We start from the raw sequence: 15,801 nt of genomic DNA on the forward strand, positions 1-15,801 counted from the left end.
CGGAGCACGCCGTCCGGGGTCACTCCGGGTCGCCGTGCAGCATCCAGGCGATCCCGAAGCGGTCGACGAGCATCCCGAACGTCCCGCCCCACGGCGGCACATCGAGCGGCATCGTGATCGTGGCGCCTTCGGAGAGGCGGTCCCACACCTGCCGGGTGACCTCCTGGGTGTTGCCGCTCAGGGACACGGAGACGCCCTGCGGCTTCTCGTAAGTCATGCCCTCCGGGGTGTCCGACGCCATGAGCACGAGGCCGTCGGGGGTCGTGAGCTGCGCATGCATCACGAGGTCCTTCTGGCTCGGATCCTGCACCATGTCGGGGAAGTCGCCGAAGACCGTGATGTCGAGATCTCCGCCGAGGACTTCCCGGTAGAACTCCATGGCCTCGCGGGCCTCGGTGCGGAAGGACAGGTAGGGATTGAGGTTCGCCATGCGTGCTCCTGGTCGCTCGACTGCTGGAAGACCCCCGCCCCTCCTCAGTCTGCGCGCGCCGGCACCGCCTCGGCAAGCCATTCTGCGAACGTCTGTGTCCCGCGCACGGCATCCGGTCCCGGCAGCGCCTTCCCCGCGCGCATCCCCGCCATCTGCGGGCCGGGCACGTTCAGCGCCGGGATCCAGCCGCGGTACCCGATGCGCCGCGCGTACGCCCGCACCATGTCGGCGAGCTGCTCTTCGCGGGGGCCGGCGAAGTCAGGCACTCGACCCTGCGCGTCCCCGATCGCGAGCGTGACGAGCCGCTCCGCGACCTCGCGGGCCGCCACCGGCTGCGTGCGCGCACGCGGGGCGAGATGCAGCGGCCCCGCCTTCGCGCGCGCGAACATCTGCGCGGCGAACTCGTGGAACTGCGTGGCTCGGAGGATCGTGGAGGGGACGGCGGACGCGGAGACCAGCTTCTCCTGGGCCACTTTGCCCGAGTAGTAGTCGTAGGGGATCCGGTCGATGCCGACGATGGAGAGCAGGACGACGTGTCCCACGCCGGTGTCCGCGGCGGCGGCGAGGAGGTTCCCGGTGGCGGCGGTGAAGAACTCGATCGCCGTGCTCGCCTTCAGGGTCTCGACGCTCACGACATCGATCACGGCATCGGCTCCGGTCAGCGCCGCCTCCAGCCCGCGCCCGCTGACCAGATCGACGCCGTGCGAACGACTGAGCACGACGGCCTCATGACCGGCGCCCCGGACGGCCTCCACCGTGGGCGTGCCGACGACGCCAGTCCCTCCTGCGACGACGATCCTCATGCGTCGATCCTCACTCCCGATCCAGCCCGAAAGTGCGCTTCACGAGCGCCTGCACATCACGGTCGAGCCCGTCGATGCGGGCGTTGACGCCGTCGATGCGCGTGCCGACCGCGTCGAAGCGCGCGGTCATCTCGTTTCGCAGGCCGCCGAGCTGACCGTTCATCTCGTTGCGCAGGCCGCCGATCTCGCTGCGCAGGACGCGGATGAACAGCGTCGAGACGACCGTGAGCATGCCCATCATCAGCGCCGTGAACGCGCCGATCATGGTCCAGACCTGCGCACCGTCCATGGTTTCCATCCCCTCATCGTGGCACCGGATCCTTCAGCCTGCCAGCATCCTGGCGGACGCCACGCCCGGCCGCTCGCGCTCTGTGGAGACACCGGAGATCGCGGGGATTCGGGAGGAAGGGCCGGGTGAGGATCCCTCCTCACCCGGCCCTCGGTCAGTCGCCCTTCACGTTCACGAGCTGTCGCAGCATGTGCCGGATCCGCACCAGGCTCGCCGCATCCTCCATCACCCGATCGATGGGCTTGTAGGCCTGGGGGATCTCATCGATGAAGGCGTCGGTGTCCCGGAACTCGATGCCGGCCATCGCCTCCCGCAGCTGCGCGTGGGTGAACGTCTTCCGCGCCGCGGACCGCGAGTACTCCCGCCCGGCACCGTGCGGGGAGGAGTTCAGCGACAGCGGGTCGCCGAGCCCCTCCACCACGTACGATGCCGTGCCCATCGACCCGGGGATGAGTCCGGGCCGACCCGCGTCCGCCTGGATCGCGCCCTTGCGGGACACCCAGACGCGCTTTCCGAAGTGCATCTCCGACTCCGTGAAGTTGTGGTGGCAGTTGATCCGCTCCTCCTCCTCGACCGGAGCGCCGAGGAAGTCGGAGAGCTGCCGGATGACGCGGTCCATCATCTCCTCGCGGTTCAGCAGCGCGAAGTGCTGTGCCCACCGGAGCTCGCGGATGTAGCGCGTGAACTCCGGCGTGCCCTCGACGAGGTAGGCCAGGTCGGGGTCGGGCAGGTCGATCCACCACTGCTTCGCCAGCCGCTGCGCGACCGCGATGTGGTGCCCGGCGATCTTGTTGCCCACGCCGCGGGACCCGGAATGCAGGAACAGCCAGACCCGGTCGAGCTCGTCCACCGACACCTCGATGAAGTGGTTCCCCGAGCCGAGCGTGCCGAGCTGGAGCCGCCAGTTCTTCGCGTAGCCCTCGGGGTCGAACTCGGCCGCACGTGCTCGCTCCTCCAGCTCGGCGATGCGCGGTGCGGCCGTCGCCACGACCTTGTTGTTGTAGCGCCCGGCGGACAGCGGGATCGCGCGCTCGATCTGCTCCCGGAGCGCGGCGAGGTCGCGCCCGTCGAGGTCGTCCTTCGTGAACGGCGTGCGGACGGCGATCATGCCGCAGCCGATGTCGACGCCGACGGCCGCGGGGATGATCGCGCCGAGCGTCGGGATGACAGACCCGACGGTCGCGCCCTTGCCGAGGTGCGCATCCGGCATCAGCGCCAGGTGCGGGTGGATGAACGGCATGCGTGAGGTGGTGCGGGCCTGATCGAGGGTCTTCTCATCGATCAGGGACGCCCACGACAGCAGCCGCGCGGAGAGCCTCTCCATGATTCCTTTCCTTGTGGTGGTGTCCGGCCACAGGTCAGGGAGTCTTCCGACGGAAAACGCCCCGGACCTGACGGTGCGGGGCGTTGCGAGAGCGGATGCTGTCACACGGCGCGCGCCGGAGGGTACGACTCGTCGCGGTCATTGCGCTTCTGCGGAAGCGGCAATGCCACGTTCTGGGGAAGATTCCGCGGGGCGGTCATCCGTCGTCTCCTCGGCTGGTGTGCGGCGCCGGTCGGCACAGCCTTGCCACCCTAGGCGGCAACACGCCCGGGCGTCAAGCGTCCTTCGGCGGGTTGTACATGAACTCGAGCCGGATGCCGTCGGCGTCCTCGACGAAGGAGGCGTAGTACCGCTCGCTGTACCGCGGATACTCCTTCGGCTCGCGCACCGCGGTCCAGCCGGCGTCGAGGGCGAGGTCGTGGAGTCGGTCGACCTCGGCGCGCGACGGCACCGCGAAGGCCATGTGCTGCCAGCCGACGCGGCCGTGGCGGTGAGGCGTGGAGTCGTCGTCCCACGTGTAGAGGATGATCTCGGTCTCGTCGCCGGTGTGCCAGGAGATCGAGTGATCGTCCTCCCCACCGAGCTCGTAGCCGAGCGCGGTGAGCACGGGATGGAACTGCGCGCGTCCGCGCTCCAGGTCGGCGACGGTGATGCCCAGGTGATCGAGGAGAGCCATGCGCCCAGTCTGTCAGCGCAGCGGTCGCCTGTCAGTGCGGAGCGTGGTATTCGGCTTCGCCGCGCTTCCAGTAGCCCTTCACGACGGCGTTCGCGCTGTCTACGCCCCAGCGTGCGAGCAGGGCCGGCCGGGCTTCACGATGGACTGCTCGGCGGCGATGAACACGAACGGGTCGTCTCCCACGACGTCGTCCGCGGTCAGCGCGTCGAGGAAGGCGATCAGCGCGGAGCCGGCCGGCGCGTCGCCGCGGTGCAGCCACTCGACAGGCACCGGAGCGTCGATCTCGATCTCGCGGCCGGCCGACACCGTCTCGGCGACGATGCGTGCGGGGGTGCCGGCGGGGATGAGGGCGGCGAAGCGACGGATCGCGGGGATGGCGGTCTCGTCGCCGACGAGGAGCCAGGATCCCGGCTCTCCGGCGAGGACGGCGGCGCCGCGCGGCCCGCCGACGCCGATGGTCGACCCGAGCGGGGCGTTCGCGGCCCACGGGGCGGCCACGCCCTGATCGCCGTGCACGGCGAACTCCACGTCGAGCCAGTCGTCACCCCAGGCGAGGGGCGTGTACTCGCGGCTCGGGGAGGCCCGCAGCTCCTCCACCGAGTCCACGGGGCCGCTCGGGAAGAAGAGCCGCATGTGGTCGTCGGAACCCGGGGAGTCGAAGCCGGCGAGGTCGGGCCCGGACAGGCGGACGCGCACGAAATCCGGAGCGAGCCATTCGCGGGCGCTCAGCGTGACGTTGCGGAAGCGCAGCTCGAGGCCGCGACGCTCGATCGAGAAACCGGATTTCGTATCGCTCATAAAGTAAGGCTAACCTAAAAACCGACGCGGTCGGCTCGCCCGCCCGTCGGACCGGCGCCCCACGAGGGCGCACACATCCCCGCAGAACAGGAGTCTCTCCATGTCCGTGCCCAGAACCCTCACCGCCACGAGCGTCGCTCTCGTCGGCCTGCTCGCCCTCTCCGGCTGCGCGTCCGGCGGCGAAGCCGAACCCGAAGAGACGACGGCGGAATCGGGGACCGTGACCGTCGAGGACAACACCGGCACGCACGAGATCAGCACGCCGCCGGCCTCGGTCGTCGCTCTGGACAACCGGACCTTCCAGACCCTCTCCGACTGGGGCATCGAGCTCTCCGCCGGCGCGGTCTCCCTCATGCCGGAGACCGTCTCCTACGTGAAGGACGAGGACATCGTCGACATCGGCCTGCACTCCGAGCCCGACCTCGAGGCCATCGTCGCCGCCGACCCCGACCTCATCATCAGCGGCCAGCGGTTCACGCAGCACAACGAGGCCATCGCCGAGCTCGTCCCTGACGCCACGATCATCGACCTGGAGCCGAGGGACGGCGAGCCCTTCGACGAGGAGCTCAAGCGGCAGACCACCGCCCTGGGCGAGATCTTCGGCAAGCAGGACGAGGCCCAGAAGCTCGTCGAGGAGTTCGACGCCGCTGTGGACCGCGCGAAGGCGGCCTACGACGACGCCGACACCGTCATGGCGGTGAACACTTCGGGCGGGCAGATCGGCTACCTCGCTCCGACCGTCGGCCGCTCGCTGGGACCGATCTACGACATGCTCGGCCTCACGCCGGCACTGCAGGTCGACGAGGCGACCGACGACCACCAGGGCGACGAGATCTCGGTCGAGGCGATCGCCGCCTCGAACCCCGACTGGATCCTGGTGCTCGACCGGGATGCCGTGTTCGCCGCGGAGACGCCGGACTACGTGCAGGCGGCGGAGATCATCGAGAGCTCCGAGGCGCTCGCCGGCGTGACCGCCGTGAAGGACGACCAGATCGTCTACATGCCCACGGACACCTACCTGAACGAGAGCATCCAGACGTACACGACGTTCCTCAACGACCTCGCCGACGCGCTCGAGAAGAGCGCCGACAAGTAAGGGCTGTGCGGCGGCGTCCCGACCGGGGCGCCGCCGCCGGCATCCCCCATGACCTCTCCTCTCCTCACATCGACACCGCGATCGTCCGCACGGCTGTTCGATCCGAAGCTGCTCATCGGCGTCCTCGTCGTGGCGGCGCTCCTGGTGATCTCGCTCTTCACCGGCGTGTACGACATCGCCGGCGCGGACGACGGCGCGCAGATGTTCCAGATCACCCGCGTTCCCCGCACGATCGCGCTGGTGCTCGCCGGCGCGGCGATGGCGATGGCCGGCCTCGTCATGCAGCTGCTCACGCAGAACCGCTTCGTCGAGCCGACCACCACCGGGACCACGGAGTGGGCGGGGCTCGGGCTCCTCGCCGTGATGGTGCTCGTGCCGCAGCCCTCGCTTCCGCTGCGCATGGCCGGAGCCGTGCTCGCCGCGTTCGTCGGCACGATGGTGTTCTTCGCGTTCCTCCGCCGCGTCGCGTTGAAGTCGTCGCTCATCGTGCCCATCGTCGGCATCATGCTGGGCGCGGTGGTCGGCGCCATCACGACCTACTTCGCCCTCGCCACGAACTCGCTGCAGATCATCGGCGTCTGGTTCGCGGGCAGCTTCACGTCGGTCATGCGCGGCCAGTACGAGATGCTGTGGATCGTCGCCATCATCGGCGTCATCGTCTTCCTCGTGGCCGACCGGCTGACCATCGCCGGGCTGGGGGAGGAGATCGCCACCAACGTCGGGGTGAACTACAACCGGATGATCCTGCTCGGCACCGCGCTGATCGCGGTGACGACCGGCGTGGTGACCGTCGTCGTCGGCAACCTCCCCTTCCTGGGGCTCATCGTCCCGAACATCGTGTCGATGGTCCGTGGTGACGACCTGCGCAGCAATCTGCCGTGGGTGTGTCTTCTCGGCATCGCGATCGTCACTGTCTGCGACATCATCGGGCGGACGATCATCATGCCGTTCGAGGTGCCGGTGTCCCTGATCCTCGGTGTCGTCGGCGCGGTCGTGTTCGTGCTCCTCCTCCTTCGGCAGCGTCGTCGTGGCTGAGGCGACGATGACGGCGACCACGGCCCCGCGGGCGACGCGGTCGGCCGGGGCGTTCACGACCCCACGGGCGCGCCGCCGCTACATCGTCGTGCTGGTGGTGCTCGGCGTGATCGCCCTCGGTTCCGCCTTCGGTCTCCTCGCCTGGGACAACCCGCTCCCCGTCGGCACCCCCGGCTTCTGGCGCATCGCGCAGCACCGCGCGACCGCCGTGGTCGTGATGGCGCTCGTCGCGGTCGCCCAGGCCGTCGCCACGGTGAGCTTCCAGACGGTCACGAACAACCGGATCATCACTCCCTCGATCATGGGCTTCGAGTCGTTGTACCGCGTCGTGCAGACCACGACCGTGTACCTCTTCGGGGTGGCGGGTCTGGTGGCGATCCAGGGCGTCGGTCAGTTCGCCCTCCAGGTGCTCGTCATGGTCGGGCTCGCCGTCGTGCTCTACGGGTGGCTGCTATCGGGCCGATACGGCAACCTCCAGATCATGCTGCTCGTGGGCATCGTGATCGGGGGAGGCCTCGGGGCGATCGCCACCTTCATGCAGCGGCTGCTCACCCCCAGCGAGTTCGATGTGCTCGCCGCCCGGCTGTTCGGCAACGTCTCCAACGCCGACCCTTCGTACCTCCCGCTCGCGGTCCCGCTCGTGATCGCGGCGTCCGCCCTGCTGTGGCTGCGGTCCCGGCGGTTGAACGTGCTCGCGCTCGGTCCCGATGCCGCGCGATCGCTGGGGCTCGACCACCGCAGGGAGCAGTTCCTCGTCCTGACGCTCGTCGCGGTGCTGATGGCCACCTCCACCGCCCTGGTCGGACCGATGACCTTCCTGGGCTTCCTCGTGGCGACGCTCGCCTACCAGTTCGCCGACACGCACGACCATCGGCTGATCTTCCCGGTCGCCGTCCTCACCGCGTTCTCGATCCTGGCGGGGGCGTACTTCGTCATGAAGAACGTCTTCTACGCGCAGGGCATGGTGTCGATCCTCATCGAGATCGTGGGCGGCACCGTGTTCCTCATCGTCATCCTCCGAAAGGGCAGACTGTGATCGCACTCGACGGCGTCCGCCGTGACTACAGCAGCGAGGTGGCGATCGGCCCCGTCGACCTCCGTATCCCGACCGGCGGGATCACGGCCCTCATCGGGCCGAACGGTGCCGGCAAATCGACGCTCCTGACCATGATCGGCCGGCTGAACGGGATGGACGCCGGAGCCATCGAGATCGCCGGGCTCGACGTCGCCTCCACGAAGTCGAAGGATCTGGCCAAGGTGGTCTCGATCCTCCGCCAGGAGAACCACTTCGTGACCAGGCTCACCGTGCGCCAGCTCGTGGGCTTCGGCCGCTTCCCGCACTCCCAGGGGCGGTTGACGAGGGCCGACGAGGGGGTCATCAGCCAGGCCATCGACTTCCTCGATCTGGGGACGCTCGAGGGGCGCTACCTCGACGAGCTCTCCGGAGGACAGCGGCAGCGGGCCTACGTGGCCATGGTCCTCGCGCAGGACACGGAGTTCGTGCTGCTGGACGAGCCCCTCAACAACCTCGACATGCGGCACGCCGTGCAGATGATGAAGCACCTGCGGCGGGCGGCGGAGGAGCTCGGGCGCACGATCGTCATCGTGCTGCACGACATCAACTTCGCCGGGCACTACGCCGACCACATCTGCGCCATGAAGGACGGCCGGGTGGTGGAGTTCGGCCCGCCGGCGGAGATCATGACGGACGACGTGCTGAGCCGGGTGTTCGACACCCCGGTACAGGTCGTGGAGGGCCCGTCCGGCCCCCTCGCCGTCTACTACTGACGGGCGTCAGAGCTCGACGCCGTGGTCCTCGTCGTTCACGCCCGCGTTGTGGCCGCGGCGGGACTCGTAGCCGAGGAACCAGCCGAACCACACGATCGCGGCGAGCAGCACGCCCAGCCAGACGTTCTGGAAGATGAGGCCGAGGACGACACCGGCGATCAGCAGGCCGACCGTGACGAAGATGCGCAGGGCGGTACGGGACATGCGCTCAGCATACGTCGGTCGCTGCGATCACAGACCGATCAGCGTCGGCGGTGGTCCTCTGGGGCGAGCCGGGGCCCGCGCCGTGCCTCGGCGACGCCGCTCGCGAAGATGAGCCGGATGACGCGCTGCCGGTGGCCGGCCCAGGGAGCGAGCAGTTCGATCATGCCGTCATCGTCCGTGCGGTGCCCGGTCAGGGCATGCCCGACCTCGTGCGCCAGATGGTAGTCGCCGACACTGACGGCATCGGGGTCGCCCAGCGCGCGGATCCGGGTCTCCGCAGCGGTCCAGACGCCGACTCCGGGCAGGCTCGTGAGCACGCGGTCACGGTCAGCGCCGGTCGTGGCTGCTCGGACGGCAGCGGCGATGCGGTCGCCGCGCTCCGCCGCCCGCACGATGGTCTTCGACTGAGGCGGCTCCACTCCGGCGCGATGCCACGCCCAGGACGGGATGCGTCGCCACTGCGCCGCCGTGGGAGCGACGGCCATCGGTCGCGGCGTCGGCCCCGGTGCCGGGTCGCCGTAGCGCGACACGAGGTACCTCCAGGCGCCGAAGGCCTGCATGGAGGTGACCTTCTGCTCGAGGATGCCGCAGGCGAGGGCATCGAAGACCTCATCCGTCCGCGCGAGCCGGATGCCGGGGTGCCGCCGGGCCGCCTCGGCGATGAGGGGGTGCAGGGAGGGATCGAAGCCGGTCGGGTCGTCGCCGGCACCGCACAGCGCCGGCACGAGGGCGAGGGCGTGCTCGGCACCCGGGCCCCAGGCGGTCGCCTTGACCTCGTTCCCCGACATCCGCAGGGCGAGCGTCGAGGGGCCCTGCGGCGTGCGGACCGCGCGCCAGATGACCGGGCCGTCGAAGACCATCGTCGGATCGGTGCCGCCGCGGCGCAGCATGCCGACGGTGCGCCGGAGATCGAGCGGCTGCGGCGGGCGGTACGTCGTCTCCCGCGGAGAGTCCGCGCGGACGGCGCCCGCCGTCGCGGGGGCGGCGGCGAGGGTCATGCGCCCACCCTACGCGCGGCTCCTGACACCGGCCTCCCGGCGAGGGGAGCGCGTCAGAAGCGGTCGGGCGACGGGGTTCCGTGGCCGTAGCGGATGACGACGTCGGCGTGACGGTCGAACCGGTAGCCGATGCCGCGCACGGTCCGGACGATGTCCTCGTAGCGGCCGAGCTTCGCCCGCAGCCGGCGCACGTGCACGTCGATCGTGCGCTCGCCCGGCGTCTCGTCGTCCTGGGCCTGCCAGAGGGCGGCGACGAGCTCGCTGCGCTCGATCGTGCGGCCCTCGCGGAGGACGAGGTACTGCAGCAGCTCGAACTCCTTGTAGGTGAAGGCGGCGGACTCGCCGTCGATGAGCACGCGCTTGCGGGAGATGTCGACGGTGACGCCGGACTCCTCGGGCGTGGTCTCCTCCTCGGCGGCGGCCTTGGTGCGGGCGATCGCGCCGGGCTCCTGCAGGGCGAGACGCACGACGTCGAGGTCTCGGCCGCCGGAGCCGTGCGGGGCGAGGGCGACGGTGGCGTGGGTCTCGGCGCCGGGCGCGAGCTCGGCCAGCGTGCGGCGGAGGGCGTCGACGAGCAGCGGAAGGCTCACACCGGCTTCGGCGGCCTTGATCTCGTCCAGGCCGACGTAGAGGGCGAAGCCGCGGGGCGAGCGGACGGCGGGGAGGTCGGCGCCGGCCGGGGCCAACGGGGCCGACGGCTCGGCGGGTCGGACGGTGCGGTTCGGGGCGGTGACGGCGGGACGCTCGAGAAGGGCGGAGTTCGACATGATGATGGGTCCTCAGGACGTGAGCCCGACGGGAGGGGGCTCGGATGCGTTGCACGAATGACCGGCGGAGCCGGGGAAGCGAGCACGGGTGTGTGCTCGGGACGCTGCTCTCGCAGATGGCGAGGAGTCAGGTCAGGCGAGGTGGCTGTTCGTTCAGCGACACATTCGGCAACACATGTCAACGCGACCGGGCATCATCATCCCGGCAGTCCCGTTCGCCTCCTGGGCGGACAAAGGGCGTGCGTTGATGGTCATGGGGGGATTATGTCCGATCGTGACGGGACATGTCAAAACGCCCGGGCGCGTCGCAAGAGGCGTAACGTGACACGGATGACGATCTCGCACACCGTCGGCGGCTTCATCCTGACCGACGAGAAGGACGCATCGCGGTACACCCTCACGCGCGACGGGAAGCTCGTCAGCGTGCTCGACTACCGGGACGACGGCCACACGGTCGCGCTCACCCGGGCCTACACGGTTCCGGCATTCCGCGGGAACGGGTACGCCGGGAAGGTGGTCGAGGGGGCCGTGGCCGACATCGCGGAGCGCGGCGACCGCAAGGTGGACGCCGTCTGCTGGTACGTGGCGGAGTGGTTCGCCGCGCACCCCGAGCAGTCGGGCCTTCTCCGCACGCGCTGACCTTCCGGCTTTATGACGAACTGTTACGGCCGCCGCCTGCGAGGATGAGGGCATGAGACTCGCCGAAGCCCTCGCCGCCCGCGCCGACCTGCAGCGCCGCATCGAGCAGCTGCGGGCGCGCATCGTCGCGAACGCCCGGTACCAGGAGGGCGAGGAGCCCGCCGAGGACGCGACGGCGTTGATCGAGGAGGCGGAGGCCGCGTTGACCCGGCTGCAGAGCCTCATCCGCCGCATCAACGTCACGAACGCCCGGCTCGACCTCGGCCCGGACGGGACGATGACCGATGCGCTGGCCGCGCGGGACGTGCTGCGCCTGCGTCACGCCATGCTCACGGATGCGGCGGCCGCGGCCTCGGGGGCGAACGAGCAGTACCTGCGGCAGATGCGCTCGGAGCTGCGGCAGGTGTCCGCGCTGCCCGTCGCCGCGCTGCGTGCGCGGGCAGATGCGGTCGCCCAGGAGCTCCGAGAGCTCGACAACCGGATCCAGCAGGCGAACTGGTCGCACGACCTCGAGGAGGAGAGCGGAAGTCGGTAGTCGCGACGGAGCGGGCACAACCCTCAGCCGGCGGGGCAAGCCCGGCTCCTGTGGGCGGAGGGCAGCCCTGATCTCGCATCGCGCAGCCCCGCACGCCGCACAGGTGAAGGTGCACAGCGCATCTCGCATCACCGCGTGCCGGCCGCCGCGACGAGGGTGGGTCAGGGGACCTTCCGCTTCCTCCTCGTGACTCGGGAGATGGCGCTCCCGGCACGCCTCGGAGGGAATGTCCGAGGGTCTTCGTACCGTGGGGGTATGCGGATCCTGCACACCTCGGACTGGCACATCGGCCGGACGTTCCATGGCAACTCCACCATGGATGCGCTCGGCGAGGTGCTCGCCGCCCTGACCACGCAGGTCAGGGAGCACGAGGTGGACGTCGTCATCGTCGCGGGCGACGTGTTCGACTCCGCCACGCCCTCGGCCGCCGCCTACACCCTGCTCGGAGACGCTCTCGTCGGTCTGCACGAGACGGGAGCGCGGGTGGTCGTCACCAGTGGCAACCACGACTCCGCCGCGCGGCTGGGGTTCCAGGCCCGACTGCTGCGCGACGGCATCCACGTGCTCACCGATCCCCTCGCGGTCGGCACGCCCGTCACGATCGACGATGCCCACGGTCCCGTGCACTTCTTCGGTATCCCGTACCTGGAGCCCGCGATCGTCCGCCAGCACTGGCCGGAGGGCGACGCCGAGGGGCGGCAGCTGCGCACGCAGGCGCAGACCATGACGCACGCGATGACGCTCGTCCGCGCGGGCATGCAGGAGCACGAGGGCCGGTCGGTCGCCATCGCCCACTGCTTCGCCGCGGGCGTGGAGCCGACGGAGGGTCTCGAGCGCGAGGTGCGGCAGGGCGGCCTCGACGTCGTCCCCCTCCGCGCGTTCGACGGCCCCGACTACGTCGCACTGGGCCACATCCACGGTCGCCAGCAGGTGAGCGAGCGGGTGCGGTACGCCGGCGCTCCGCTGCACTACAGCTTCGGCGAACAGCACAAGCCGCGCGGCTCCTGGCTGGTCGACCTGGATGCCGACGGCCTTGCGGGCGTCGAGTGGCTGGAGCTTCCGGTTCCGCGGCGACTGGTCACGCTGACCGGCACCTTCGAGGAGATCCTCTCCGCAGAGAGCGTGGCCGCGCACGCCGACGCCTGGGTGTGCGCCGTCTATACCGACGCCGTGCCGCAGACCGAGCCCATGCGACGGCTCCGCGAGGCGTACCCGCACTGTGCCATGGTGCAGCATCAGCCCGCTGCGACGGGAGAGGAGCGCGAGCGGTCGTACGGTGAGCGGCTGCGGTCCGCGGTGACCGATGCCGACCGGATCGAGGCGTTCCTCGAGCACGTGCGCGCCGGCCAGGGAGCCACCGAGGTCGAACGCGAGCTGATCCGCGAGGTGCTCGACGACCGCGTCCGCGCGGAAGCCCTCGTCTAGTGCGGCTGCATCGTCTGGAGGTCGAGGGGTTCGGGCCGTTCCGTGCGCGGCAGACCGTGGACTTCGACGCCTTCGCCGACGACGGGATCTTCCTCATCGCCGGCCGCACCGGAGCGGGGAAGTCGAGCATCCTCGATGCGGTCTGCTTCGGGCTGTACGGCGGGGTGCCGCGGTACGACGGCGGGGAGAAGAGGCTCCGCAGCGACCACAGCGAACCGGACGACCCCTCCGAGGTCGTCGTCGAGTTCAGCACGCCGTCCGGCCGTTACCGGGTCACGCGTTCCCCCGAGTACCTCCGGCCGGCCCGGCGGGGAGGAGGCCTGACGAAGCAGGCGGCGGCGGTCTCCCTGGAGGAGCTCACGGACGACGGCTGGGTCGGTCGCGCGGCGCGGGCCGTCGACGTGGCGCACGAGCTCGACGACATCCTTCAGCTCAGCCGCGAGCAGTTCCTGCAGGTGATCCTGCTGGCCCAGAACCGGTTCTCGGAGTTCCTGCTCGCAGGCAGCAGGGACCGGCAGGCGCTGCTGCGCCGGCTCTTCGGCACCGAGCGTTTCGAAGACGTGCAGGCGCGGTTCGACGAGCGGCGACGCCATGCCGAGCAGAGCCTCGGGGCACGTCTCGCCACGGTGTCCGCCCGGCTGGACGAGGCCGAGCGCCTCGTGGCGGATGCCGACCTCGGGCGCGACGCCGGCGACGCCGACGGCGAGGTCGGACCGGAGGTGCAGAGGGAGGGCCTCACGACGGCCGATCGCCTGGCGGAGCTGGAACGGGCGCAGGCTCGCGCTGCGTACCGGGCGGAACGGCGCGCTGCCGAGCGCCAGGAGGCGGAGAGGCGGTTCGAGGCCGCCGATGCTGTTCTGGCCGCCGCACGGGAGGATCAACGTGCCCAGAGCGAGCGCGACCGTGCCCGTGCGGCGATGGCGCGTCTGGACGCCGAGGAGGGAGCCATCGCCGAGGCGAAGGCGGAGCTCGCCAGGGCGCGGGCGGCCGAGGCGCTGCGGTCCTCGATCACCGCGGCCGACCGTGCCGTGACGGCGGCTGATGACGCGGTGGCTGCGGAGAAGCGCGCACGCGCGGACTGGGATCAGCTCGGTGTCGAGACCGACGACCTCGATGCGTGGATCGCCGACCGGACACGGGCCTCCGGGGTCTGGGAGCGCGCCGTCGCGCTGGAGGCCGAGGCACCGCGCCGCGCCGCCGAGCGCGTCACCGCAGAGGAGGCCGTCGCCACCGCCGAGCGCCGGTGCGCCGACGGCGAGGCGGAGCGCGCGGCGCTGCCCGGACGGATCGCCGCCGTCACCGCGGAGCGGGACGACGCCCGTCGGCTCGGCGACCGGCTCCCGGCCATGGAGAGCGCGCGCGTCGCTGCCGAGCTCCGCCGGGAGGCGGCGGAAGAGGCGGCACGTCTGCAGCAGGAGTGCGCCGCGGCCGAGCGGGTCCTCGCCGAAGCGACGTCCGCGCAGGCCGCCGCGCAGTCGGCTCTGGCCGAGCTGCGCCAGCGCCGGATCGACGGCATGGCCGGGGAGCTGGCGTCCGCTCTGATCGAGGATCACCCGTGCCCGGTGTGCGGTGCGCGGGAGCACCCGGCCCCGGCAGACCACAGCGCCGCGGTCTCCGTGGAGGACATCGCGGCTGCGGAGACCCGGAGGGACGAGGCGGCGCGCCGCGAGCAGCAGGCGAGCTCGACCTGCACGTCGCTGCAGGTCGAGCTCGCTGCGGCTCTGGCGCGCGCGGACGGACGAGACGTCGAGACGGCGAAGGCCGAGCTCGATGCCGCCGTGGCCGCGGAGAAGGAGGCCCTCGCCGCGGCCGAGGCTGCGCGGCTGCGCGACGGCGAGCTCGTCGAGCTCGGTGCCCAGCAGAGCGCGCTCGAGGGGCGGCGCGTCCAGGACGAGGCGGCCCTCGCCGAAGCCCGTGAGCAGCTCGCCCTGGTCGTCCAGCGCGACGAGGCCGCCCGTACGGCGATCGACGAGGCGCGAGGGAGCTACGCGTCGGTGGCTGAGCGCATGGCGGAGGCCACCGCCCACCTCGCCGTCGCACGCCGCCTCCTCGACGCCGAAGCCGAACGGGCGCGGAGGCAGCAGGCGGCGGCGGAGGCGGCTGCCGAGAGGGATGCCGCCCTCGACGCCTCCGAGTTCTCCGACGTCGAGGCCGCCACCGCGGCGCTGCGTCCGCCGGCGGTGCAGACGGAGCTGGACGAGCGGGTGACGACGCACGTCGTGCAACGGGAGAAGGAGCGCGCCCTGCTCTTCGACCTCGAGCTGCGCACGCTGCCGGAAGAGCCGATCGACCTCGCGCCCCATGAGCAGGCGGCGCTCGACGCCAGAGCGGCGTGGTCCGCCGCCGTCGACGAGGCCACCAGGGCGGCAGGCGACGCGGTGCGGCTGGCCGGCCTCATCGACGCCGCGAAGGACGAACATGCCCGCACGGCGGAGGATGCCGCGGCGTTCGAGGTGCTCCAGGCCCTCGCCGACACGATCGCCGGACGCGGGGCGAACACCCGCAAGATGACGCTGGAGACCTTCGTGCTGGCGGCGGAGCTCGAGGAGATCGTCGACGCCGCGAACCGCCGGCTCCACGACATGTCCGAAGGACGCTACCGGCTGCAGCACTCCGATGCGCTGGCTGCGCGCGGTGCGGCGTCCGGGCTGGGCATCGTGGTCGCCGACGCCTTCACCGGGCAGACCCGTCCGCCGCAGTCCCTCTCGGGCGGCGAGACCTTCCTCACCTCCCTCGCGCTCGCCCTCGGGCTGGCCGAGGTCGTGACGGCCCGCGCCGGAGGCATCCGCCTGGACACGCTCTTCATCGACGAGGGGTTCGGTTCCCTCGACGGCGACACGCTCGACGTCGCGATGCGCACGCTCGACGAGCTGCGGCAGGGCGGCCGCACGGTCGGCGTCATCAGCCACGTCGAGGCGATGCAGGAGCAGATCCCCGCGCAGCTCACGGTCCGTGCGCTGCCGAACGGACCGAGCGTCATCGAGACGCGCTGAG

17 protein-coding genes are annotated in these 15,801 nt (G+C 71.0%); 8 read left to right on the forward strand and 9 right to left on the reverse strand.

Annotated features, from left to right (window positions below):
* Window positions 1-19: 19 nt before the first annotated feature.
* The 6 genes from AC2W7E_RS07005 to AC2W7E_RS07030 all read right to left on the reverse strand — a co-directional run bounded on the left by AC2W7E_RS07005 (window position 20) and on the right by AC2W7E_RS07030 (window position 4,320).
* Window positions 20-430, reverse strand: a complete 411-nt coding sequence (locus tag AC2W7E_RS07005; protein WP_485988811.1) for a VOC family protein — start codon at window positions 428-430, stop codon at window positions 20-22.
* 44 nt (window positions 431-474) lie between these two features.
* Window positions 475-1,233 carry an SDR family oxidoreductase gene (locus tag AC2W7E_RS07010; RefSeq protein WP_485988812.1) on the reverse strand — a complete coding sequence of 253 codons (759 nt, stop codon included), beginning with the start codon at window positions 1,231-1,233 and terminating at the stop codon, window positions 475-477.
* Window positions 1,234-1,243: 10 nt separating this feature from the next.
* Entirely contained in the window at window positions 1,244-1,531 is a 288-nt protein-coding gene (locus AC2W7E_RS07015) for a hypothetical protein (protein ID WP_136051283.1), read from the reverse strand.
* Between the two features lie 145 nt (window positions 1,532-1,676).
* Window positions 1,677-2,846 (reverse strand): RtcB family protein, encoded by a 1,170-nt coding sequence (locus AC2W7E_RS07020; RefSeq protein WP_378869604.1) that lies wholly within the window; start codon window positions 2,844-2,846, stop codon window positions 1,677-1,679.
* 274 nt (window positions 2,847-3,120) lie between these two features.
* Window positions 3,121-3,522 carry a VOC family protein gene (locus AC2W7E_RS07025; RefSeq protein ID WP_025104493.1) on the reverse strand — a complete coding sequence of 134 codons (402 nt, stop codon included), beginning with the start codon at window positions 3,520-3,522 and terminating at the stop codon, window positions 3,121-3,123.
* A 99-nt stretch (window positions 3,523-3,621) separates the two neighbouring features.
* Window positions 3,622-4,320, reverse strand: coding sequence for a siderophore-interacting protein (locus tag AC2W7E_RS07030; protein WP_485988813.1), 699 nt, complete (start codon window positions 4,318-4,320; stop codon window positions 3,622-3,624).
* Window positions 4,321-4,420: 100 nt separating this feature from the next.
* Here AC2W7E_RS07030 and AC2W7E_RS07035 point away from each other — a divergent pair, with 100 nt between their 5' ends.
* Genes AC2W7E_RS07035 through AC2W7E_RS07050 form a run of 4 tightly spaced genes read left to right on the forward strand, consistent with a single transcriptional unit; the run spans window position 4,421 to window position 8,239 of the window.
* The gene (locus AC2W7E_RS07035) at window positions 4,421-5,416 is read left to right on the forward strand and encodes a siderophore ABC transporter substrate-binding protein (protein ID WP_485988814.1); all 996 of its coding nucleotides are present in this window, start codon (window positions 4,421-4,423) and stop codon (window positions 5,414-5,416) included.
* 48 nt (window positions 5,417-5,464) lie between these two features.
* On the forward strand, window positions 5,465-6,451 hold the full coding sequence (locus AC2W7E_RS07040; RefSeq protein ID WP_085603880.1) for an ABC transporter permease: 987 nt from the start codon (window positions 5,465-5,467) through the stop codon (window positions 6,449-6,451).
* A gap of 7 nt (window positions 6,452-6,458) precedes the next feature.
* Window positions 6,459-7,487, forward strand: coding sequence for an iron chelate uptake ABC transporter family permease subunit (locus AC2W7E_RS07045; protein WP_338565433.1), 1,029 nt, complete (start codon window positions 6,459-6,461; stop codon window positions 7,485-7,487).
* Complete coding sequence (locus AC2W7E_RS07050; protein WP_366216327.1) at window positions 7,484-8,239, forward strand: iron ABC transporter ATP-binding protein; 756 nt, start codon at window positions 7,484-7,486, stop codon at window positions 8,237-8,239. Before AC2W7E_RS07045 ends, AC2W7E_RS07050 begins: the two co-directional genes overlap by 4 nt.
* A gap of 6 nt (window positions 8,240-8,245) precedes the next feature.
* On the opposite strand, the gene AC2W7E_RS07055 is transcribed toward AC2W7E_RS07050, so the two are convergent.
* From AC2W7E_RS07055 to AC2W7E_RS07065, 3 genes are read right to left on the reverse strand one after another with little or no spacing between them, the layout of a single operon-like run.
* Entirely contained in the window at window positions 8,246-8,443 is a 198-nt protein-coding gene (locus AC2W7E_RS07055; protein ID WP_025104487.1) for a hypothetical protein, read from the reverse strand.
* Between the two features lie 38 nt (window positions 8,444-8,481).
* Window positions 8,482-9,441 (reverse strand): DNA-3-methyladenine glycosylase family protein, encoded by a 960-nt coding sequence (locus AC2W7E_RS07060; RefSeq protein ID WP_366216328.1) that lies wholly within the window; start codon window positions 9,439-9,441, stop codon window positions 8,482-8,484.
* 53 nt (window positions 9,442-9,494) lie between these two features.
* A complete protein-coding gene (locus AC2W7E_RS07065) occupies window positions 9,495-10,208 on the reverse strand; it encodes a winged helix-turn-helix domain-containing protein (protein ID WP_085603874.1) in 714 nt (237 codons plus the stop codon).
* Between the two features lie 330 nt (window positions 10,209-10,538).
* Here AC2W7E_RS07065 and AC2W7E_RS07070 point away from each other — a divergent pair, with 330 nt between their 5' ends.
* The 4 genes from AC2W7E_RS07070 to AC2W7E_RS07085 all read left to right on the forward strand — a co-directional run bounded on the left by AC2W7E_RS07070 (window position 10,539) and on the right by AC2W7E_RS07085 (window position 15,800).
* Window positions 10,539-10,847 (forward strand): GNAT family N-acetyltransferase, encoded by a 309-nt coding sequence (locus AC2W7E_RS07070; RefSeq protein WP_025104484.1) that lies wholly within the window; start codon window positions 10,539-10,541, stop codon window positions 10,845-10,847.
* A 52-nt stretch (window positions 10,848-10,899) separates the two neighbouring features.
* A complete protein-coding gene (locus tag AC2W7E_RS07075) occupies window positions 10,900-11,382 on the forward strand; it encodes a DIP1984 family protein (RefSeq protein WP_485988815.1) in 483 nt (160 codons plus the stop codon).
* Between the two features lie 255 nt (window positions 11,383-11,637).
* Window positions 11,638-12,807 carry an exonuclease SbcCD subunit D gene (locus AC2W7E_RS07080; RefSeq protein ID WP_485988816.1) on the forward strand — a complete coding sequence of 390 codons (1,170 nt, stop codon included), beginning with the start codon at window positions 11,638-11,640 and terminating at the stop codon, window positions 12,805-12,807.
* On the forward strand, window positions 12,807-15,800 hold the full coding sequence (locus AC2W7E_RS07085) for an AAA family ATPase (protein ID WP_485988817.1): 2,994 nt from the start codon (window positions 12,807-12,809) through the stop codon (window positions 15,798-15,800). The genes AC2W7E_RS07080 and AC2W7E_RS07085 overlap by 1 nt, the downstream gene beginning before the upstream one ends.
* Window position 15,801 lies beyond the last annotated feature (1 nt).

This window comes from Microbacterium sp. CFSPD4_SD4 (assembly GCF_057364585.1).